This window comes from Mesorhizobium sp. ESP-6-2, assembly GCF_020164675.1.
GTDB lineage: Bacteria > Pseudomonadota > Alphaproteobacteria > Rhizobiales > Rhizobiaceae > Mesorhizobium.
On record NZ_JAIUGT010000002.1, the window covers coordinates 190600 to 208572 of the forward strand.

17 protein-coding genes are annotated in these 17973 nt (G+C 63.4%); 6 read left to right on the forward strand and 11 right to left on the reverse strand.

Annotated features, from left to right (window positions below; genetic code table 11):
* Window positions 1-145 precede the first annotated feature (145 nt).
* The 6 genes from LB532_RS06000 to LB532_RS06025 all read left to right on the forward strand — a co-directional run bounded on the left by LB532_RS06000 (window position 146) and on the right by LB532_RS06025 (window position 7678).
* A complete protein-coding gene (locus LB532_RS06000) occupies window positions 146-1132 on the forward strand; it encodes an ABC transporter permease (RefSeq protein WP_140644322.1) in 987 nt (328 codons plus the stop codon).
* 122 nt (window positions 1133-1254) lie between these two features.
* Entirely contained in the window at window positions 1255-2280 is a 1026-nt protein-coding gene (locus LB532_RS06005) for a sugar ABC transporter substrate-binding protein (protein ID WP_140644320.1), read from the forward strand.
* Between the two features lie 97 nt (window positions 2281-2377).
* A complete protein-coding gene (locus LB532_RS06010) occupies window positions 2378-4498 on the forward strand; it encodes an ABC transporter permease (protein WP_140644318.1) in 2121 nt (706 codons plus the stop codon).
* Window positions 4498-5547, forward strand: a complete 1050-nt coding sequence (locus tag LB532_RS06015; protein WP_140644316.1) for a hypothetical protein — start codon at window positions 4498-4500, stop codon at window positions 5545-5547. The genes LB532_RS06010 and LB532_RS06015 overlap by 1 nt, the downstream gene beginning before the upstream one ends.
* Window positions 5547-7043, forward strand: a complete 1497-nt coding sequence (locus LB532_RS06020; protein ID WP_140644314.1) for a sugar ABC transporter ATP-binding protein — start codon at window positions 5547-5549, stop codon at window positions 7041-7043. Before LB532_RS06015 ends, LB532_RS06020 begins: the two co-directional genes overlap by 1 nt.
* A 227-nt stretch (window positions 7044-7270) precedes the next feature.
* Window positions 7271-7678 (forward strand): carboxymuconolactone decarboxylase family protein, encoded by a 408-nt coding sequence (locus tag LB532_RS06025; protein WP_095770195.1) that lies wholly within the window; start codon window positions 7271-7273, stop codon window positions 7676-7678.
* A 16-nt stretch (window positions 7679-7694) separates the two neighbouring features.
* Here LB532_RS06025 and LB532_RS06030 read toward each other — a convergent pair whose 3' ends face one another.
* The 11 genes from LB532_RS06030 to LB532_RS06075 form a co-directional block, all read right to left on the reverse strand.
* A complete protein-coding gene (locus tag LB532_RS06030; protein WP_181169619.1) occupies window positions 7695-8582 on the reverse strand; it encodes an amidohydrolase family protein in 888 nt (295 codons plus the stop codon).
* On the reverse strand, window positions 8582-9658 hold the full coding sequence (locus LB532_RS06035) for a vWA domain-containing protein (RefSeq protein WP_181169621.1): 1077 nt from the start codon (window positions 9656-9658) through the stop codon (window positions 8582-8584). Before LB532_RS06035 ends, LB532_RS06030 begins: the two co-directional genes overlap by 1 nt.
* Window positions 9659-9759: 101 nt before the next feature.
* Entirely contained in the window at window positions 9760-10641 is an 882-nt protein-coding gene (locus LB532_RS06040) for an AAA family ATPase (protein WP_140644310.1), read from the reverse strand.
* Window positions 10642-10649: 8 nt separating this feature from the next.
* A complete protein-coding gene (locus LB532_RS30040) occupies window positions 10650-11654 on the reverse strand; it encodes a xanthine dehydrogenase family protein molybdopterin-binding subunit (protein WP_140553823.1) in 1005 nt (334 codons plus the stop codon).
* A gap of 1 nt (window position 11655) precedes the next feature.
* The gene (locus tag LB532_RS30045; RefSeq protein WP_140644308.1) at window positions 11656-13023 is read right to left on the reverse strand and encodes a xanthine dehydrogenase family protein molybdopterin-binding subunit; all 1368 of its coding nucleotides are present in this window, start codon (window positions 13021-13023) and stop codon (window positions 11656-11658) included.
* A gap of 10 nt (window positions 13024-13033) precedes the next feature.
* Window positions 13034-13516, reverse strand: a complete 483-nt coding sequence (locus LB532_RS06050; RefSeq protein ID WP_140644306.1) for a (2Fe-2S)-binding protein — start codon at window positions 13514-13516, stop codon at window positions 13034-13036.
* A 54-nt stretch (window positions 13517-13570) separates the two neighbouring features.
* On the reverse strand, window positions 13571-14365 hold the full coding sequence (locus LB532_RS06055; protein WP_140644304.1) for an FAD binding domain-containing protein: 795 nt from the start codon (window positions 14363-14365) through the stop codon (window positions 13571-13573).
* A gap of 10 nt (window positions 14366-14375) precedes the next feature.
* Window positions 14376-14819: an SRPBCC family protein gene (locus tag LB532_RS06060; RefSeq protein ID WP_140644302.1), complete on the reverse strand. Its 444-nt coding sequence runs from the start codon at window positions 14817-14819 to the stop codon at window positions 14376-14378.
* A 117-nt stretch (window positions 14820-14936) separates the two neighbouring features.
* The gene (locus LB532_RS06065; RefSeq protein WP_140644300.1) at window positions 14937-15764 is read right to left on the reverse strand and encodes an AraC family transcriptional regulator; all 828 of its coding nucleotides are present in this window, start codon (window positions 15762-15764) and stop codon (window positions 14937-14939) included.
* A 177-nt stretch (window positions 15765-15941) separates the two neighbouring features.
* Window positions 15942-16940 (reverse strand): ABC transporter permease, encoded by a 999-nt coding sequence (locus LB532_RS06070; RefSeq protein ID WP_140644298.1) that lies wholly within the window; start codon window positions 16938-16940, stop codon window positions 15942-15944.
* A gap of 61 nt (window positions 16941-17001) precedes the next feature.
* Complete coding sequence (locus tag LB532_RS06075) at window positions 17002-17745, reverse strand: ATP-binding cassette domain-containing protein (RefSeq protein ID WP_140644385.1); 744 nt, start codon at window positions 17743-17745, stop codon at window positions 17002-17004.
* Between the last annotated feature and the right edge of the window lie 228 nt (window positions 17746-17973).

Below are 17973 nucleotides of genomic sequence, written 5' to 3' on the forward strand. Positions count from 1 at the left end.
CCAGCTTCAGCAATCAATGCGTCCACATCGCGAGTCTCGTCGGCAGTCCGTGTTTTGAACGCGGATTCATTTGACGAACCGACGTTGAGCCGATTAGCTTTCTTTCCCAGGGGCGGCAGCGCTGCCGCCGGGGTGAAGACAGACAATGAACGCGATGGGTCGGCCGAGTTTCAAGAGCCTGAACCAGGAAGGCATTGTCTTTGCCATAGCGGTGATGCTGTTCATTGCCGCGGCCATAGGCCTGCCGGGCTTCATCGCTCCGAACAATCTCGTTGCCATCGTTCGTTCGGTCTCGGTACTGGGCATATTGGCGTTGGGCATGGCGGTCGTGATCATCGGCCGCGGCATCGACCTGTCGGCGGTGGCGATCATGGCGATGTCGGTCGCCTGGTATCTGCAGTTGATGAATTCAGGAACGCCTGACGGGCTCGCCTTCGCCTATGTGCTGGCCGGCGTGCTCGCAATCGGCCTGCTCAATGGTTTTCTTGTTGCCTATGCCGACGTCCCGGCGATCTTCGTGACGCTGGCGACCGGCTCCTTCGTCTTCGGCTATGTGCGCTCGCAACTGATCACGCAGGATGCCGTTCCGGTGCCGCAGGGCCATTGGGTGGAACTGCTCGGCGGCATGCGCTTCCTCGACATTCCCATCGAGGTGTTCGTCTTCGCCGCACTCGCTTTCCTGTTCTTCCTGTTCCTGCGCTACACCAAATGGGGCCGTTACATCTATTTCGCCGGCGACAATCCGGTAGCGGCCCGCAACATCGGCATTCCGGTGCGGCCGATGCTGGTGCTGCGCTATGTGCTTTCCGCCTGCGTCGCGCTGATTGCCGGCCTGCTGACGGCGGCCAGCCTGCATTCGATCAACACCCGCGTCGTCAACTCGACGCTGCTCTACGACATCGTGCTGGTGGCGGTGATCGGCGGCATCGGGCTTTCGGGCGGGCGAGGCGGGGTGCGAAACGTGCTGGTCGGTGCAGCGCTGATCGGCATTCTCTTGAACGCCATGACCATCATCGACATTCCGCTGCTTTACCAGAACCTGATCAAGGCGGCGATCCTGCTCGGCGCCATCATCGTCGACGGCATCATCAATCCGCGTGACGAACAGACGGCGCAGCAGGGCGACATCTAGAGCATGATCCCGAAAAGTGGGAACCGGTTTTCGGAAAAGATCATGCTCAAACAGGAAGACTAAACCAAAGCGGACGGTTTGGGGCCGGCCGCAGATAACCATGACCAACCAGAGGATGTGACATGAAACTGATCAGAACATTGATGGCCGCGGCGACAGCGCTTGCGGTCACCGCCTTCGCGGCGCCGAGCTTCGCTGCCGACGATCCGGGACCTGCCGCCTATGCACAGGCGCTGAAAGGCAAGCGTGTCATGCTGGTGCCGCTGGCGATGGGCTTCGATCTGGCGCAGGGCTGGGCGCATTACCTGAAAAAGGAAGTCGAGGCGTGGGGCGGCACTTTCGAGACGCGCGATCCCAACTGGGTGGTCGACGCCGGCGCGCAGGCGATTACCGACGCCATCTCGTCAGACACCAGGCCTGATGTGCTGATCATCCACGCCCCGGATCTCAACTCCTACTCCAAGCTGATGAAGAAGGCGCAGGCAGCCGGCACCTATGTGATCCTGGTCGACAATCCCGCCAATTTCCCGGCCGATGCCTTTGTCGGCAGCGATTGGGACCGGCTCGGCCAACTCGAGGCGGAAGCCGCGATCAAGGGCTGCGGCGAGAACTCGTCCAAAAAGATCGGGCTGGTGCAGGGCGACCAGGCGAACTCCTCCAGCCTCTACCAGTACGCCGGCATCATGAAGGTGCTGGAGAAGCATCCCGACTTCCAGGTCGTCGCCAAGCCGGACTCCAACTGGGACGCCACCACCTCGCGCAATGTGACCACAACGATGCTGCAGCAGCATCCCGACATCTGCTCCATCATCGACTTCTGGGACGGCGACGCCACCGGCGCGTCCGCTGCGATCCGCGACGCCAAGCTCGACGGGAAGGTTTTTCTCGTCACCACTGGCGGCGGCGAAAAGGCGGCCGACTGCGACAAGCTGCAGGACGGCACCTATGGCGCGGTTGTCATGACCGACCTTGCCCGGCAGTCGGGGGACATGAACGCCATCATAAAGTTCCTGCTGCAGAGCGGCCAGCCGGCCGGCACGTCGCACACCTACATCTACACGCTGGAGAAGGCGACGACCAAGGCCGACCTCAAGCCCGACAGCTGCTGGGACCTGAAGGCGCTCCAGGCCGAAGCGGCGGCGAAGTAACCGGTTCTCGTGAAACCGATAGCTGTGGGGTGGCCGGACCGTCCGGCCACCTCTTTCTCTTTCCTTTTGCTTTTTCTCTCGCGGCAGCAGTGAGCCGATGTCCTTTCGCGAACGCCTCCAGTCCTGGCGCTACAATCTCGTTCCTGACCATCTGGTCGGCGAAATCCTGACCAAGCGCTGGACCGACAACGCCATTCCCTTCCTGGCGCTGGTGGCGACACTCAGCGTGTTCGGTTCGATCATTCCGGGCTTCTTCAAACTGACCTCGCTGCAGGAATCGACCCGCCAGCTCGGCGAATTCTCGATGGTCGTCACCGGCATGACGGTGGTGATGCTGGGCGGCGGCATCGACCTGTCGGTCGGCTCGATCTTTGCGCTGTCCTGCTTTTCCGCCGTCTATGTCTTCTTCATCCTCGAACAGTCGATCTGGCTGGCGCTGGCCGCTTCGCTCGCCGCCGGCCTCGTCTTCGGCGCCGTCAACGGCTATCTCGTCGGTTATCTCAGGCTGCGCGCCTTCCTCACCACGCTGGTCACCTTCATCTTCGGGCGGGCGCTGTTCGACATTCTCGTCACTACCTATGCCGCGGACGTGCAGCTTTCCCAGGCCACGTCCGATGTGCTCGACTTCATCGGCGACGGCACCTTCTGGGGCCTGTCGGTCTCGGTGTGGCTGGCCATTATCCTCGCCATCGTCACTCATATTGCGCTGACGCGCTCGCGGCCCGGCTGGCATGTGCTGGCGGTCGGCGGCTCCAGGCGGTCGGCCCACAATGCCGGCATTCGCGTGCGCCGCACGGTGTTCATGACCTATGTCTTTTCCGGCTTCTGCGCCTCGATCGGCGGCTTTCTCATCGCCTGCCGGCTGAGCGGCGCAGGGCCGGGCACCGGCCTCAACCTCGAGATCATGGCGCTGACCGCGGCGGTGGTCGGCGGCGTCAGCCTGGGCGGCGGGCGCGGCTCGGTGATCAAGGGACTGATGGGCGCGATCATCGTTTTGACCATGACCAATGGCCTGATCCGACTGGGCTACGGCACCGGCACTAACCAGATGGTGCTGGGCATCATGCTGGCGGTGGCGGTGACGATCGACATCCGCTGGTTGAAGAATCGCCACAAGGTGCTGAACGAGGTCTATGTCGCGCCGGTCTATCTCAGGATGGGCGAGACGCAGTCGGCGGCGCCCGGCTCCGGCACATCCTACGAACTCGACAATCGGCTGTCGGGTGCAGACCATATCGGGCTCGGCGAACTGGAAGGACCGGAAGATGTCATTCTCGACCGTGACGACCACCTCTATTGCGGCACTCGCCATGGCGAGATCGTCCGCTTCTTCGCGCCGGACTATGTGAAGTCGGAAGTGTTCGCTCATATCGGCGGCTTTCCGCTTGGCCTTGCCTTCGACAAATCAGGCAATCTGATCAGTTGTGTCGGCGCCATGGGGCTCTATTCCGTCTCGCCCGATCGCGAGGTGAAACGGCTGTCGGCGGAGACTGCGCGCTCCTGGACATCGGTTGTCGACGACGCACGGCTGCGCGATCCCAACGACTGCGACATAGCGCCGGACGGCCGCATCTATTTCACCGACTCGACCAAGCGCTACGACGCGCATGACTGGGCGCTGGATTCGATCGAGAATCGCGCCACCGGCCGCCTGCTGGTCTACGACCCGAAGGACGGATCGACCAGGACGCTGCTCGACGGCTACCGCTACACCAACGGCGTGTGCATGGCGCATGACGGCAAGTCGCTGTTCTTCGCCGAGAGCTGGGCCTGCCGTGTGCATCGCTACTGGCTGGAAGGGCCGAAGGCCGGCACCGCCGAATGCGTTATCCGCGACATGCCGGGCTATCCTGATAACATCAACCGCGCTTCCGACGGCAACTACTGGATGGCGTGGCTCGGCATGCGCACGCCGAGCTTCGACCTGTCGCTGCGCCATCCCGACATGCGCAAGCGCATGACCCGCCGGCTGCCGCAGGACGAGTGGCTGTTCCCCAACATCAACACCGGGGGCGTGGTGAAATTCACGGAGGAGGGCGACATCGTCGAAGCGATGGGCGACCTCTCGGGCGGCGCGCATCCGATGGTAACCTCAATGCGCGAGCATAAGGGATATCTTTTCGTCGGCGGCATCCTCAACAACCGCATCGGCCGCTACAAGATTGCTGGCGCCGACCCGAATTGGACCAGCCCGGCTTCCTATTGGGGAGCAAAGTAATGATCCTCGATCCCATCCTGGATTTATTTCGCGGCAAGGCGGTGACGATCCCGCCGCTGGATGGCGCTTTCCGACCCAACACCCAGCTTGACGATGCGCCGGCGTTTGCCGAACTGACCGAGCCGGACAATCTGCTGGTGGCTGGCGACAAGCTGCTCGTTTCCAGCGGCAACGCCGTCTATTCGATCGCTGCCGGAACCGCGCCTAAGCTGGTCGAGACCTTTTCGTCCACCGTTTCCGCGCTGGCGCTCTCGCCATCGGGCGAGCTGACGGTCGGATTGGAAAGCGGCAAGCTGCTGGTCGGCGGCAGGGATGTTTCGCTGCCGGCCGGTGTCAGCTGCATCACCGCGCTCGCCTATGCCGATGACGGCGCGCTGTGGCTGGCCAATGGTTCGGCCGAATTCGCACCATCACAATGGGCGGCCGACCTGATGAGGAAAGGTGCGTCCGGATCGCTTTGGAAGCAGGATGCGGCAGGCGGGGACTTCCGCAAGCTGGCCGGCGCCATCGCCTTTCCGTATGGGCTCCATCCCGTCCGTGGGGATGTCCTGGTCAGCGAGAGCTGGCGCCATCAGCTCATCCGCTTCCATGGGGCAAGCGGCAGCCGCTCGACGGTTCTGACGCATCTCCCCGGCCATCCCGCGCGGCTGTCGCCATCCGCCGATGGCGGCGCCTGGCTGACCCTGTTTGCGCCGCGCAACCGGCTGATCGAATTCGTGCTGCAGGAGACGCATTACCGTCAGGACATGATCGAGCAGGTGCCGCCGGCCTACTGGATCGCACCGGCGCTGGCCTCAAGCCGCAGCTTCCTCGAACCGCTGCAATGCGGCGGCATCCGCACCATGGGCATCCACAAGCCCTGGTCGCCGAGCCGCTCCTACGGTCTGGTGGTCAGGCTCGACCAGAACATGCAGCCTCGGTTCAGCCTGCACAGCCGCGCCAGCGGCATACGTCACGGCATTTGCAGCGTGGTTGAAAAAGATGGCGAACTGTTCGTCGCCTCGAAGGGCGGCGACTGCATGTTGGCTGTCGCTTCGGGAGGCTTTTGATGGAACCGATCGTGCGCCTGGAGAACGTCACCAAAAATTATCGCGGCGTGCCCGCGGTCAGACAAGTCAGCTTCGAATTGCGCAAGGGCGAGATCCATGCGCTGCTCGGCGAAAACGGCGCGGGGAAATCGACGCTGACCAAGATCATCGCCGGAGTGGTCGACGCCAGTTCGGGCAAGATGTTCCACAAGGGACGCGAGATCGCTTACGCCTCTCCGCATGCGGCGCTCGAGGCGGGCATCGCAATGGTGTTCCAGGAGACCAGCCTGGTGCCGTCGATGACGGTGGCGCAGAACCTCTATCTCGGCACCGAGAAATTCCTCAACCGGCTGCGCGGCACCTACATTTCGGCGCAGCAGTTCCTGCAGTCGCTGAATTTTCCGGTCGACCCGAACGCGATGGTGGCGACGCTTGGCGCGGCCAAGCGCCAGATGGTCGAGATCGCGCGCGCCGTGCACCACAATGCCGAGATCATCATCTTCGACGAGCCGACCGCGACGTTGACGCCGGAGGAGAAGCGGCACTTCTTCGCGCTGATCCGGCGGCTCCAGGCGCGCGGCGTCTCCATCGTCTTCATCAGCCATGCGCTGGAAGAGGCACTGCTGATTGCCGACCGCATCACCATCCTGCGCGATGGCGAGTTGGTCATCACCGACGATACGTCGGCCTTCGATCGCGACCGGATCGTTGCCGCCATGGTCGGGCGCACGCTATCGGGGCAGATCTATCGCCAGCGCGACGAGGCCAAGCTGCGCAAGGCGGGCAAGAAAGTTCTGTCGGTGCAGGACATCTCAATGAGCAATGTCGTGCGCAACAATTCGTTCTCGATCTTCGAAGGCCAGATCACCGGCGTGTTCGGGCTGATCGGCTCCGGCCGCACCGAGACGTTCAAAATCGTGTCAGGGATCTACAAACGCGATTTCCTGCGCGGAGGGGCGATCGAGCTGGACGACAGGCCGGTGCGCTACCTCGTCCCGAGCGAAGCGGTGGCGGACGGCATCGTCTACGTCACGGAGGACCGCAAGAGCGAAGGCATTTTCGAGACGATGGGCATTGCCGAGAACCTGTTCGGCGGGCTGCTGGCGGCCGGCCGCGAAAAAGGCTGGGTGATCAATCAGCAGGAGATGCGCGCGCTCTCCGCAGAATGGACCAAGACGCTGAACATCAGGGCGATCAACGACAATGCGCGCGTGGTCGAGCTTTCGGGCGGCAACCAGCAGAAGGTGGTGATCGGCAAGGGGTTGGTGCAGAAGCCGCGCGTCGTCATCTTCGACGAGCCGACGCGCGGCGTCGATGTCGGCGCCATCGCCGAGATCCACCAGATCATCAACCGGCTGGCCGACGAGGGGCTCGCCGTCGTGGTCATCTCGTCTTACCTGCCGGAAATCCTGAACCTGTCCGACCGGATCCTGGTCTGCCGCCAAGGCCGCATCGTCGAGGAGTTTTCGCCGGCGGAGGCGACGGAGGAGAAGATCATGTATGCGGCGGTGCATTAGGTTTATGGCCAGTGCGGACTTCGACAACTAGCTGGGATGCTGCTCCATTCGTCATCCTAGGGTCACCGCGGCGGAGCTTCGCTCCTGCTTCGCCCTAGAATGACGAAGTCGTAGGCCACACGCCAAGGTTCTACGTTACATCGGAAACTGAATCATCCGAAGTAATTAGCTGCATTTGCTCTTTACCCGATTCAATTCACGCCACGATTCAAACGAAAGGAAACACCATGGCCACGACAAAACTCCTGAGCGATGCCGAGGTGGAGAAAATCCCGGCGGTGAAGGCGGTGTTCGACGACATCAGGGCAACGCGAAAATCGGATTTTGTCAACAATTTCTGGCGCGGGCTGGCCAATGATCCTGCCGCCCTGAAGCGCGTCTGGGAGCAACTCAAGGCGGTGATGGTCGCCGACAGCGCCATCGATCCGCTGACCAAGGAGATGATCTACATCGCGGTGTCGACCGCCAATGGTTGCTCCTACTGCGTCCATTCGCACACGGCGGCGGCGCGTGCCAAGGGCATGACCGATGCACAGCATGGCGAGCTGGTGTCGATCATCGGTCTCGCAGGCCAGACCAACCATCTGGTGACGGCGATGCAGATCCCGGTCGATCCACAATTTGAGGTGAAGTGAGGAGAAAAGATACGGGCTATACCGGCCTGTAGACCCGCTCCGCCGTGTTCCAGAAAATGTCGGCTTCGGCCGCCGCGCCATGCTTTTCCGCTGCATGGCGGTGCGCCTTCATCAGTTCGGCGTGGCTGGTCCAGAGCTTCTCGATCGGAAAGTTCGAGCCGAACATCAGATGATCGCTGCCCAGAATGTCGATCGCATTGTCGATGATGTAGGCGATCAGCGCCGGGTCGTTGCGGTGAACGAAGGTGCCGAGGCCGGAAAGCTTGGCGTAGAGGTTGGGCGCGGCCGACAGCGTGCGCAGGCCGGCCTTCCAGGTTTCGGTGGTTTCCGGTTCCATGCCGGTCAGCATGCCGGCATGGGTTAGGATGAAATTCGTCTCCGGGTTTTCGCCGACCAGCGTCAGCCCATCCTTCATCTGGGCGGGGAAAAGCTGCAGGTCGAAGGACAGGCCATAATCCTTCAGCCGTGCGACGTTGGCGCGGACCTTGGAGTCGATCACCTGATCGGCCGAGGCGGCGAAGCGAAAGGCCGGGGTTTCGTGCCAGTGCAGCTGCATGCGCACGCCGCGCAGCAGCCTGTATTTCATCAACCGGTCGATCTGCGGCCTGACATCGTCCACCGTCATGTCGGCATAGCCGACGATGGCGTGCGGCCAGCCGGTCTCGTCAGCGGTCTTCTGCAGGAAAGCGACCTCGTTCTCGAAATCTTCCTTGGCCCAGTTGGTCTGGACATAGACAGCTTTTTCGACGCCCGACCCTTTTTGGTCGGCCAGAAATTCACCGATCGGATAGTCGCGGCGGATCGGTTCGTAGGGGCCGAAGATGCGCGGCACCATCGGGCCGACCAGCCATGGTTGGTCCTTCTGGCGCCAGATGTGGAAATGCGCGTCGATGGCTTTCTGCATCACGATACCCTTTTCCAGATGGTCGCGGCCGCCGGGGCGGGGCGTGCGAGCGACAGGATGAAATCGGTGAGGCCGGCCAGCGACGAGCCGTCGACCAGGTCGTCGAGGTCGGGCAGGATGGCGCGCAGCGCCGCTGTCGCCGGGCGGAAGCGCGGATCGCCGGCCAGCGGGGTCGCCAGGGATAGCCGGAAGGCGCGGGCGCTAAGCCTGCGCATTGCCGTCCCCAATTCGGCATGAACGCCGCGTTCCAGGGCGTCCGACAGGATGACAACTGCCGCTCCGCGTGCGAAGGCGGAAAAACGTGGCACCGAGAGGAAGGCGAGCAGTGCTGGCCCCATGCGGGTGCCGCCATCCCAATCGTCGACCTGGCTTGCTGCCCGCGCCAGCGCCTGGTCGCGGTCGCGGATGCGCAATGCGGTAGTGATACGGGTGAGCCGCGTGCCAAAGGTGAAGATCTCGGCGCGGTCCGCACCCTGCACGGCGGCATGCGCCAGCTTGAGATAGTCGGCGGTGTGCAGCTTCATCGAGCCGGAGACATCGATCAAGAGCAGCAGTTTGCGGGGCACGATCTGGCGGCGACGCAGCAGCGGCGAGGGGACATCGCCATCGGCGCCGACAATTTCCCTGAGCGAGCGGCGCAGGTCGAGCTTGCCGCGCGAGTGGGTGCGCACGGTGCGGAAGGAACGTCGGGCGGGCAGGGCCGATGACAGCTTTCGGCGAAAGGCGGTCAGTCGGTCGTGGTCGCGCTTGAAGTCGCGCGAGCTCAACTGCTCCAGGGCCGAAAACAACTCGCCGCCTTCCTGTCTCTGCTCGGCCTCGATCCGTTCGTCGTCGGCACCGCCATCATCCTTGATGCGCGTTTCCTCGTCGGCGTCGCCTTCGACCATGGCTGACGCGTTGCCATAGAAATGGCTCTGGAAATGCGCCTCGAATTCGTCCCGGCGGTCAGGCGGCGGCGCTAGTGTGGCGAGTGCGGCCTCACGGATGTCCGCCATCGAGCGTGGGCCCAGCAGGGTCACGGCCTGCATGAAGCCGGAGACTTGTTCCGGGGCAATAGCGAAGCCGTAGCGGCGCAGCAGGCGAGCGAAGCTGAGCAAGGGCGTTGCGGCGCGGGGGAGATGCCCGGCAGGACAGAGGGGGGCGCTGTTCCGCCAGCGTTGCTGAATGACGTCTCGGCTCACGCCAGCGCCTCGTCCACGATACGGCCAAGCTCGGGCGCGATGTAGGACAGATCCTCCTCGTCCTTGATCAGCACGCCGATGGCGCGGCGGAACGCCTCCGGCCATGGACTGCCACCTTTTTCGAGAATGGTCGCGGCATTGGCCCATTCGACCGCCTCGGCGATGCCGGGCGGTTTGGCGAGTGGACGCGCGCGGATGGTCTGCACGGCTGTGGCCACGGCGCGTGCCGTTGCCTGTGCGACATCGCCGGCGCGCAGCATGATGATGGACGCCTCGCGCTCGGCATCGGGATAGCCAATCCAGTGATAGACGCAACGCCGCCGGAGAGCTTCGGCGAGTTCGCGGGTGCGGTTGGAGGTCAGGATGACGATCGGCTGTGCGGTGGCGCGGATGGTGCCGCGCTCGGGAATGCTGATCTGGAAGTCGGAAAGAAACTCCAACAGCAGCGCCTCGAATTCGTGGTCGGAACGGTCGATCTCGTCGACCAGCAGGATACGCTGCTCCGGCGCCTTCAGGACCTGCAGCAGCGGGCGGGCGATCAGAAAGCGGTCGTCGTAGATATCGACTTCTTGCTCGCCGGCATGGCGGATGGCGAGCAGCTGGCGCTGGTAGTTCCACTCATAGAGCGCATGCGCGGCGTCTATGCCTTCATAGCATTGCAACCGCACCAGATCGCGGCCGAGCAGCTCGGCGATTGCCTTGGCCGCTTCCGTCTTGCCGACGCCGGGAGCGCCTTCGAGCAGCAGCGGCTTGCCCAGCCGGATCGCCAGGAAGATGGCCGTCGCCAGGCTTTCATCAGCCAGATAATGCGAGACAGCGAGGCGCTCGGCGACCGCTTCTGGCGAGGTCGCGATCGTTTCGGCGTTTACCTCGGGCATGTCGGTCCTCAGGTCGTCGCTTGCGCCTTGAGCGCGCGCAAAATGCGTTCCGGCGTGATCGGCAACGTGTCGATGCGCACGCCGACAGCGTCGAAGACGGCATTAGCGACCGCCGGAATCTGTGGATTGGCGCACATTTCGCCGGGCCCCTTGGCGCCGTAAGGACCATCTGCCGAGGGCCGCTCCAGCACAATGATCTCGGTTTCGGCCAGGTCGCCGGGACCTGGCATCAGATACTGGTTGAAGTCGGTGCCGCCGTGGTCACGGTTGGGATAATAGGGCTCGGTCGTTTCGTAGAGCGCGTGGCTGATGCCCATCCAGGAGCCGCCGACCAGCTGCTGCTCGACCATTTTGGGATTCAGCGCACGGCCGATCTCGAACACGTTCTTCACTGTCAGCACCGTCACCTCGCCGGTCTCGTCATCGACCTCGACCTCGGCCACCGTGCAGGCATGCGCGTAGCAGGTCGACGGCTTCATCGCGCCGGTCTCCTTCTCCGGATAGGAGCGCGGGATCAGGAACATGCCGCGTCCCGAGATCGAGCGGCCGCGCTTGAAATGCGCCGACAGCGCGACGTCGAAGATCGAGATCGATTTCTGCGGCGCGCCTTTCACCAATATGTTGCCTTGGCCGTCGGTCTCGAGGTCCGACGCGTTCACCTCCAGTTCCTCCGCCGCCACTTCGAGCATAACCTGGCGGGCTTCCTTGGCCGCCTGGATGACGGCGTTGCCGGCGCGGTGTGTGCCGCGCGAGGCGAAAGTGCCCATGCAGTGCGGGCCGGTGTCGGTATCGGCGGTGTCGACGACGACGCGGTCGGTCGGCACGCCGATCGTCTCGGCGCAGATCTGCGCCATGATCTGCTTCATGCCTTGGCCGAGATCGACCGATGATAGGGTCACCATGAAATTGCCGGTCGGTGTCGAATGCACCAGCGCCTGGGTGGGGTCGCCGCCGAGGTTCATGCCCGTGGGATAATTGATCGCGGCAACGCCGCGTCCCCGCCTGATCGCCATCTCAAGCTCCCTTCGCGTAGGAGGACATCGCCATGAACTTCTCCGCCACGGGCCAGTTGGCGGCGCGCGAGGCTTCCTGCATGCACTCGATAAGGGCCGCCCCTTCGGTCGGCTGGCGATGCGCCTTCATATCGCCGTCGCGATAGGCATTGATGAAACGGAATTCGAGCGGATCCATGCCGATCAGCCGTGCCAGCTTGTCCATCTGCACCTCCAGTGCGAAGTCGCCGATGGTGACGCCGAAGCCGCGCATGGCCGATGACGGGGTGCGGTTGGTGTAGACGCAGTACGTATCGATCCAGACATTGGGGATGGTGTAGGGGCCGGGATAGTGCCCCGCGCCCTTCTGGGCGCCATAGGGCGAATGGCGGGAGTAGGCGCCGGCGTCCGTGTAGCCGGTAACTTTGCGCGCGACGATGCGGCCATCCTTCATCACGCCGTCCTTGATGACGACCTTTTCGGCCGCGCGAGGTGACGAGATCTGCATCTCCTCCTCGCGGCTGTAGGTAAAACAGACCGGTCGCCCTGTTAGCTTGGCGCCGAGGATCGCGATCGGTTCGACGATGACATCGACCTTGCCGCCGAAACCACCGCCGACCGTGCCGCCGACGAAATGCAGCTTACTGCCCGGCATCTGCAAAATGATCGACGTGTTGTCGAGGGTGAAGAACATTGCCTGCGTGTTGGTATAGCAGGTGAAGCGGTCATTGCCCTCCGGTGCCACGATACAGCCGGTCGTCTCGGTCGGCGCATGCTCGATCGGCGAGGACTGGTAGCTTTGTTCGAGGACATAGTCGGCCTCGGCAAAGCCCGCCTCGACATCGCCGAAGCGCACCTTGCGGCACTCGCCGCTGTCATAGAGATAGTAGTTCTGGCCGTGATACTCGTTGACGAGGGGCGCGCCGGCCTTCAGCGCTTCCTCCATGTCGAAGACGGCCGGCAGCACCTCGTAGTCGACCTTGACCTTGGCCGCGGCCTCCTGTGCGGCGCGTTCGGTCTCGGCCAGCACCGCCACCACGGCCTCGCCCTTCCAGCGCACCTTGCCGTCGGCCAGAACCGTCTCGTCCTCCGGCCCGATCTGGATCAGGATCAGGATGGTGTAGACATTGTGCGGGACGTCCCTGGCGGTGAGAATTTTCACCACGCCCGGATGTTTTTCCGCTTCGGACGTATCGATGGACCGGATGCGGGCATGGTGGTGCGGGCTGCGCACCATCTTCAGATGCAGCATGCCGGGAAAGTTGCGGTCGGCGAAATAGGCTGTCTTGCCGGTGACATGGCCGGGCGAATCCGAGCGGGGCCTGGGCTGGCCGATCTCGTTGAGGTCATCCTTGCGGACGTCCGAAAAATAGCTTTTGCGCAATTCCATCTTGCTTCCCTCAGGCCGCGTTCTGCGAGTTGGCGCGAGCGGCGGTGAGCACCGCCTGGATGATAGGCTCGTAGCCCGTGCAGCGGCATATGTTGCCCGACAGCGCTTCGACGACGTCGTCGCGGCTGGGATCGGGCGTGTGGTCGAGCAACACCTTGGCCGCCATGAGCATGCCCGGCGTGCAGAAGCCGCATTGCGTGGCGAAGGCGTCGAGGAAGGCGCGCTGCAGCGGATGCAGCACGCCGCCTTCGGCAAGACCCGACGTGGTGGTGATGGCAGCGCCATTGCAGGTCTCGGCGAGCGTCAGACAGGACAGCCGGAGCTCACCGTCGACGATCACCGAGCAGGCGCCGCAAGTGCCCTGATGGCACCCGCCCTTTGGCGAGGTGTCGCCGATCTTGTCGCGCAAGGCGTTGAGCAGCGTGGCGCCGCTTTCGACGAATTCGGCCTTCTCAGAACCGTTGAGCGTGAACTGGACGGGAACCTTTGCCATTCTTCCTCCTTGCGCGCCTGCCCCGCAGGGCAAGCGCGCGCCCCCGAAATGTGACTAGCTGAGCAGCAGCCGACCGAGATGAACCGGCAGCACTTGCGCGCGATACCAGGCGCTGGCGATCGGGTCGGTAATAGGTGCGATGCCGTCGTTGGCGGCAGCCAGAGCCAAAGCAATGCCGTCCGCGTCCAGCGTCCTGCCGAGCAGCGCTTTCTCGGCTGTCTTGGCTCGCATCGGCCGGTCGGCCATGCAGCCGAGCGCGATCCGCACCGAGGATATCGTGCCGTTGCCGGCCTGTTCCAGGATAGCGGCGATACTGAGCACCGAGACGCCCTTGGGCTTTACCCGCGAGACCTTCACGAATCGAAAACTCCCCTGTGCCGGCCGCGTGAAGCTGACGGAGGTGACGATCGCGCGGCTCCCGTCCCGCTTGGCCAGAAACGCTTCCATCGGCGTTTCGCCGTCATTGGTGCTCACGATGGCGTCCAGCGCCAGCAGGGCGACTGCGAAATCGCCATAGGGACTTGGCGCAAACAGATTGCCGCCGACGGTCGCCATGTTGCGGATCGCCGGACCGCCAACGGCACGCGCGGCCTTGGCAAGCTGGCTGAGCTCGGGATGGCGGGCGATCGCCGCCATGGTCACCGAAGCGCCGATGCGGATCGTGCCGCCGGAGACCGCGATGGCCGACAAGGCGGGGTCGGTTGACCTGACAAGGCCGGAGACCGAAACATCGCCTTCATTGGCGGCGCGCAAGACGAGCGTGCCGCCGCCGAGATAGCGCGTGCCGGCGGCTTTCAGCGCCGCGCTGGCGTCTTTCACCGTTGCAAAACTCTGCAATGCCAGCGCCATGGCCCGCTCCTCAACCCTGGCCGGCGAAATGGCTCTTCAGGGCGTTGAAGCCGCCCTGGAAGACATTGGTGCCCATGCCCTCGGCCAGCTTGTCGGCTTCTTCGGGTGCTGCGTCGAAGCTGGCGGTCCATTCGGCATAGGTGCGGTCGCCGTCGGTGACGCGCCGCAATTGCAGCGTAGCCTTGTGGTTGGTGAGCGGCTGCGGCGTTTCCAGGATCGAATAGCTGACGAGGAAATTCTCATCGGAGAAATCGAGCAGCTTTTCGCGCAGCCGTGCGCCGCTGGCCAGCTGGAAGTTGCGCACGCAGCCGATCGTGGTGGGGTCCTTGCCGTCCTCGATATGGCTTTCGACCATGCGCGGATGCCAGCTCGGCAGTCCGTTGAAGTCGCGGATCCGCGCCCAGACCTTTTCGACCGGCGCGTCGATGACGCTGGAGATGGTGACATCAGCCATATGCTCTTTCCCTTGCAAACGTTCTGCTTGGGATGGTAGGCCGACCGCGGTCGCGGTGCTTATCAATGCGTCTTGGGCACGTATCAACCAGTCTGAAAATAGCCGGTTTCCGCTCCGTCAGGACACTGCTCGCGCCGCTTCGCGATAGAGCGTCGGCGGCACGCCGACATGGTCGCGGAAGAAACGCGAGAAATTGCCCTGGGTGGTGAAGCCGAGATTGCAGGCGACCGATATCAGCGGCTCATGCGACCACTGGAGCTGGCGCACCGCTTCCTCCATGCGCAGCGTGTTCCAGTAGACGTTGGGCGTCAAACTGGTCTGTTCCTTGAACAGAGCGAAGAAATGCGGCCGCGAGAGGCCGACGCTGCGCGCCACGTCATCGAAGGAGATACGCTCGCAGACATTGGCTTTCATCAGCTGGATCGCCTTGCGGACGCGGAAATCCTGCATGGTGTTCACGCGGCCGCGCGGTTCCTGCGGAGCTGAAGCTTCGGCGGCATCGAGCACCGAATCGATGAAGCGCTCGATCTCGTAATTGGCGACATCGTCGATGCTCTCATTGTCGGTCAGACGATCGAGCAGGCCGGCGGCAGCCTGGTGCAGCCAGGGTTCGAGCGTGATTGACGCCTGCGCGAAAAGCGGCGCGGACGATGGCAGGTCACGGCGCCGCCGTGCCCAGTCCGGGTCGATGTAGAAGGCGAGGAACAGGCCAGGCGTGCCGTCCTGCGACAGCACATGGCTGTGCGGCTGCAACGAGTTGATGCCGGCAGCCGTGCCAGGCCCAAGCAGGACCGTCTCACGACCGATGGTCATCTCGCCGGCGGTGCCTTCCAGCCAGATGATGAGATGTGCCTCGACATGGGCATGGGTGACGAAGTCGCTCGCGACATTCAGGACAGAAACATGTCCGAACCGGCCCCAGTAGAGCCTGATCGCTTCCGTCATGGGTATATCCTCCCGCAGGCGACTGGCCTCCCTTCGCCTGCTTGGGGATTGTGCGGCCGGTTTTCCGTATCCGTCAAGGCATAGCCGCACGGCCGGTATTCGCGGCAGGCCGCTTCAGCCGATTTTCAGACTGAGCGATAGGACCGGGATGAACGCCACTTCGGCGAAGACAGGCTTTTAATCGCTGCGCCTGAAGTTGCGGATGCGGTCGAACAGCACCGCAAGCAGGATGGCGCCGCCGATGAAGGTGCCCTGCCAGAAGGCGTTGATACCGAGCAGGCCGAGGCTGTTGCGGATCACCTCGATGAGGGCGGCACCCACGATGGCGCCGAAGGCGGTGCCGACGCCGCCGGCGAGATTGGCGCCGCCGATGACGGTGGCGGCGATGACCTGCAGCTCCATGCCGTTGCCGAGATTGGTGGTGACTGCGCCCAGCCAGCCTGTCTGGATGATGCCGGCAATTCCCGCCGACAGCGCCGAGATCATGTAGACGGCGACCTTGATCTGGCGCACCGGAACGCCGGTCAGCGTCGCAGCATGCTCGTTGCCGCCAATGGCGAAGATATGCCGGCCGAATTTGGTCCAGCGCAGGACGAAGCCGGTGATCAGCGCCAAAAGGATCATGTAGAGCACCGGATTGGCGATGCCGAAGAGCCAGGCGCCGCCGCCCAGCGCCAGTAGCTTGTCGTGATCGGGCCCGAACTGGAAGACGACGGTGTTGTTGGAGGCGACCATGGCGAGGCTGCGGGCGATCGACAGCATGCCGAGCGTCACCACGAAGGACGGAAAGCCGAGATAGGCGATCAGAATGCCGTTGAAGCCGCCGATGACGAGTGCGGTGGCGATCGAGGCCAGGATGCCGACTTCGATCGAAAACCCGGCATGCATGGTAACGGCCAGCACCATCGAGCAGAGGCACAGCACCGAACCGACCGAGAGGTCGATGCCGCCGGTGATGATGACGAAGGTCATGCCCAGCGCGACAATGGCGACGAAGGTGACGTTGCGGGTGATGTTGAAGAGGTTCTTCGGGGTGGCGAAGGCATCCGTGGCAAAGGACAGGAAGATACAGGCGAGGATGACGGCGATCACCACCCAGAACGTCTGGCTGGAGAGCAGCCGCGACAGAAAGCTGTGCTGTTTCTGCGCGATCGTCTGATCAAGGGTGACTGCCATTATCGACCTTTCCTGCCGGCAGCGAAACGCGCCAGCGCAATGAAATCCGGTTTTGCCGCTCTCACACCACCTGCTCGATGGCGCCGGTGATCAGCCCTGTCACCTCCTCGGGCGAACTCGAGGCGATCGCCTTGTCGGCGACTTTCCTGCCGCGCCGCATGACGATGACGCGGTCGGCGACGTCGAAAACGTCGGGCATGCGGTGGCTGATCAGCACCACGGCGATGCCCTGGTCGCGCAGATGGCGGATCAGGTTGAGGACCTCCGCCACCTGGCGAACCGAAATCGCCGCCGTCGGCTCGTCCATCAGCACGATCTTGGCCTGCGACAGCATGGTGCGGGCGATCGCCACCGCCTGGCGCTGACCGCCGGACATCTGTTTGACGAGGTCGCGCGGGCGCGTCTCGGATTTGAGCTCGGCGAATATCTGGCCGGCGCGCTTGTACATGGCGGCATAGTCGAGGATACGGAAGGGCCCGACGCCGCGGCGCAGTTCGCGGCCGAGATAGACATTGGCCGCCGCCGTCAAATTATTGCACAGCGCCAGATCCTGGTGGACGATCTCGATGCCGTGCTGGCGGGCCTCGACCGGCTTGTGGAGGATCAGATCCTCGCCGTCCATCTGCATGGTGCCGTGGCTCGGGCGGAAATTGCCGGCGATCATCTTGACCAGCGTCGACTTGCCGGCGCCGTTGTCGCCCATCAGGCCGACGACCTGGCCGGGCTCGATCGACAGCGACACGTCGTTCACCGCCTGGATGGCGCCGAAATGCTTCGAGATGTTGGTGAGTTCGAGAACCGCCACCAGCCTTTTGCCTCCCATGTCTGGCCGTCTGTCCCCGGAAGGGGCGACGGCTTCGGTTCGCTCCCCCAGCTCCTCCCGGAAGCAGCGACGCGGTCATTTACGCAAATGCCTGCACGGGCGTCAATTGTCTGACGAATAAGATTTGGGCAATTGTCGGACGAATGAGATCCTGCTTTTCTGGAAAAATCCGTTTTGTAGGACAAATAGCAATTGACGTTGGCGGCAAGC

What these genes read in the sequence shown, in the direction of transcription:
- LB532_RS30040 (WP_140553823.1), bottom strand. Translation starts at nt 11,654, where the DNA reads ATGGCGATCAGGCGGGGACGCGGCGTTGCCGCGATCAATTATCCCACG.
- LB532_RS06015 (WP_140644316.1), top strand. Translation starts at nt 4,498, where the DNA reads ATGATCCTCGATCCCATCCTGGATTTATTTCGCGGCAAGGCGGTGACG.
- LB532_RS30045 (WP_140644308.1), bottom strand. Translation starts at nt 13,023, where the DNA reads ATGGAATTGCGCAAAAGCTATTTTTCGGACGTCCGCAAGGATGACCTC.
- LB532_RS06025 (WP_095770195.1), top strand. Translation starts at nt 7,271, where the DNA reads ATGGCCACGACAAAACTCCTGAGCGATGCCGAGGTGGAGAAAATCCCG.
- LB532_RS06040 (WP_140644310.1), bottom strand. Translation starts at nt 10,641, where the DNA reads ATGCCCGAGGTAAACGCCGAAACGATCGCGACCTCGCCAGAAGCGGTC.
- LB532_RS06005 (WP_140644320.1), top strand. Translation starts at nt 1,255, where the DNA reads ATGAAACTGATCAGAACATTGATGGCCGCGGCGACAGCGCTTGCGGTC.
- LB532_RS06060 (WP_140644302.1), bottom strand. Translation starts at nt 14,819, where the DNA reads ATGGCTGATGTCACCATCTCCAGCGTCATCGACGCGCCGGTCGAAAAG.
- LB532_RS06065 (WP_140644300.1), bottom strand. Translation starts at nt 15,764, where the DNA reads ATGACGGAAGCGATCAGGCTCTACTGGGGCCGGTTCGGACATGTTTCT.
- LB532_RS06000 (WP_140644322.1), top strand. Translation starts at nt 146, where the DNA reads ATGAACGCGATGGGTCGGCCGAGTTTCAAGAGCCTGAACCAGGAAGGC.
- LB532_RS06020 (WP_140644314.1), top strand. Translation starts at nt 5,547, where the DNA reads ATGGAACCGATCGTGCGCCTGGAGAACGTCACCAAAAATTATCGCGGC.
- LB532_RS06055 (WP_140644304.1), bottom strand. Translation starts at nt 14,365, where the DNA reads ATGGCGCTGGCATTGCAGAGTTTTGCAACGGTGAAAGACGCCAGCGCG.
- LB532_RS06070 (WP_140644298.1), bottom strand. Translation starts at nt 16,940, where the DNA reads ATGGCAGTCACCCTTGATCAGACGATCGCGCAGAAACAGCACAGCTTT.
- LB532_RS06030 (WP_181169619.1), bottom strand. Translation starts at nt 8,582, where the DNA reads ATGCAGAAAGCCATCGACGCGCATTTCCACATCTGGCGCCAGAAGGAC.
- LB532_RS06010 (WP_140644318.1), top strand. Translation starts at nt 2,378, where the DNA reads ATGTCCTTTCGCGAACGCCTCCAGTCCTGGCGCTACAATCTCGTTCCT.
- LB532_RS06050 (WP_140644306.1), bottom strand. Translation starts at nt 13,516, where the DNA reads ATGGCAAAGGTTCCCGTCCAGTTCACGCTCAACGGTTCTGAGAAGGCC.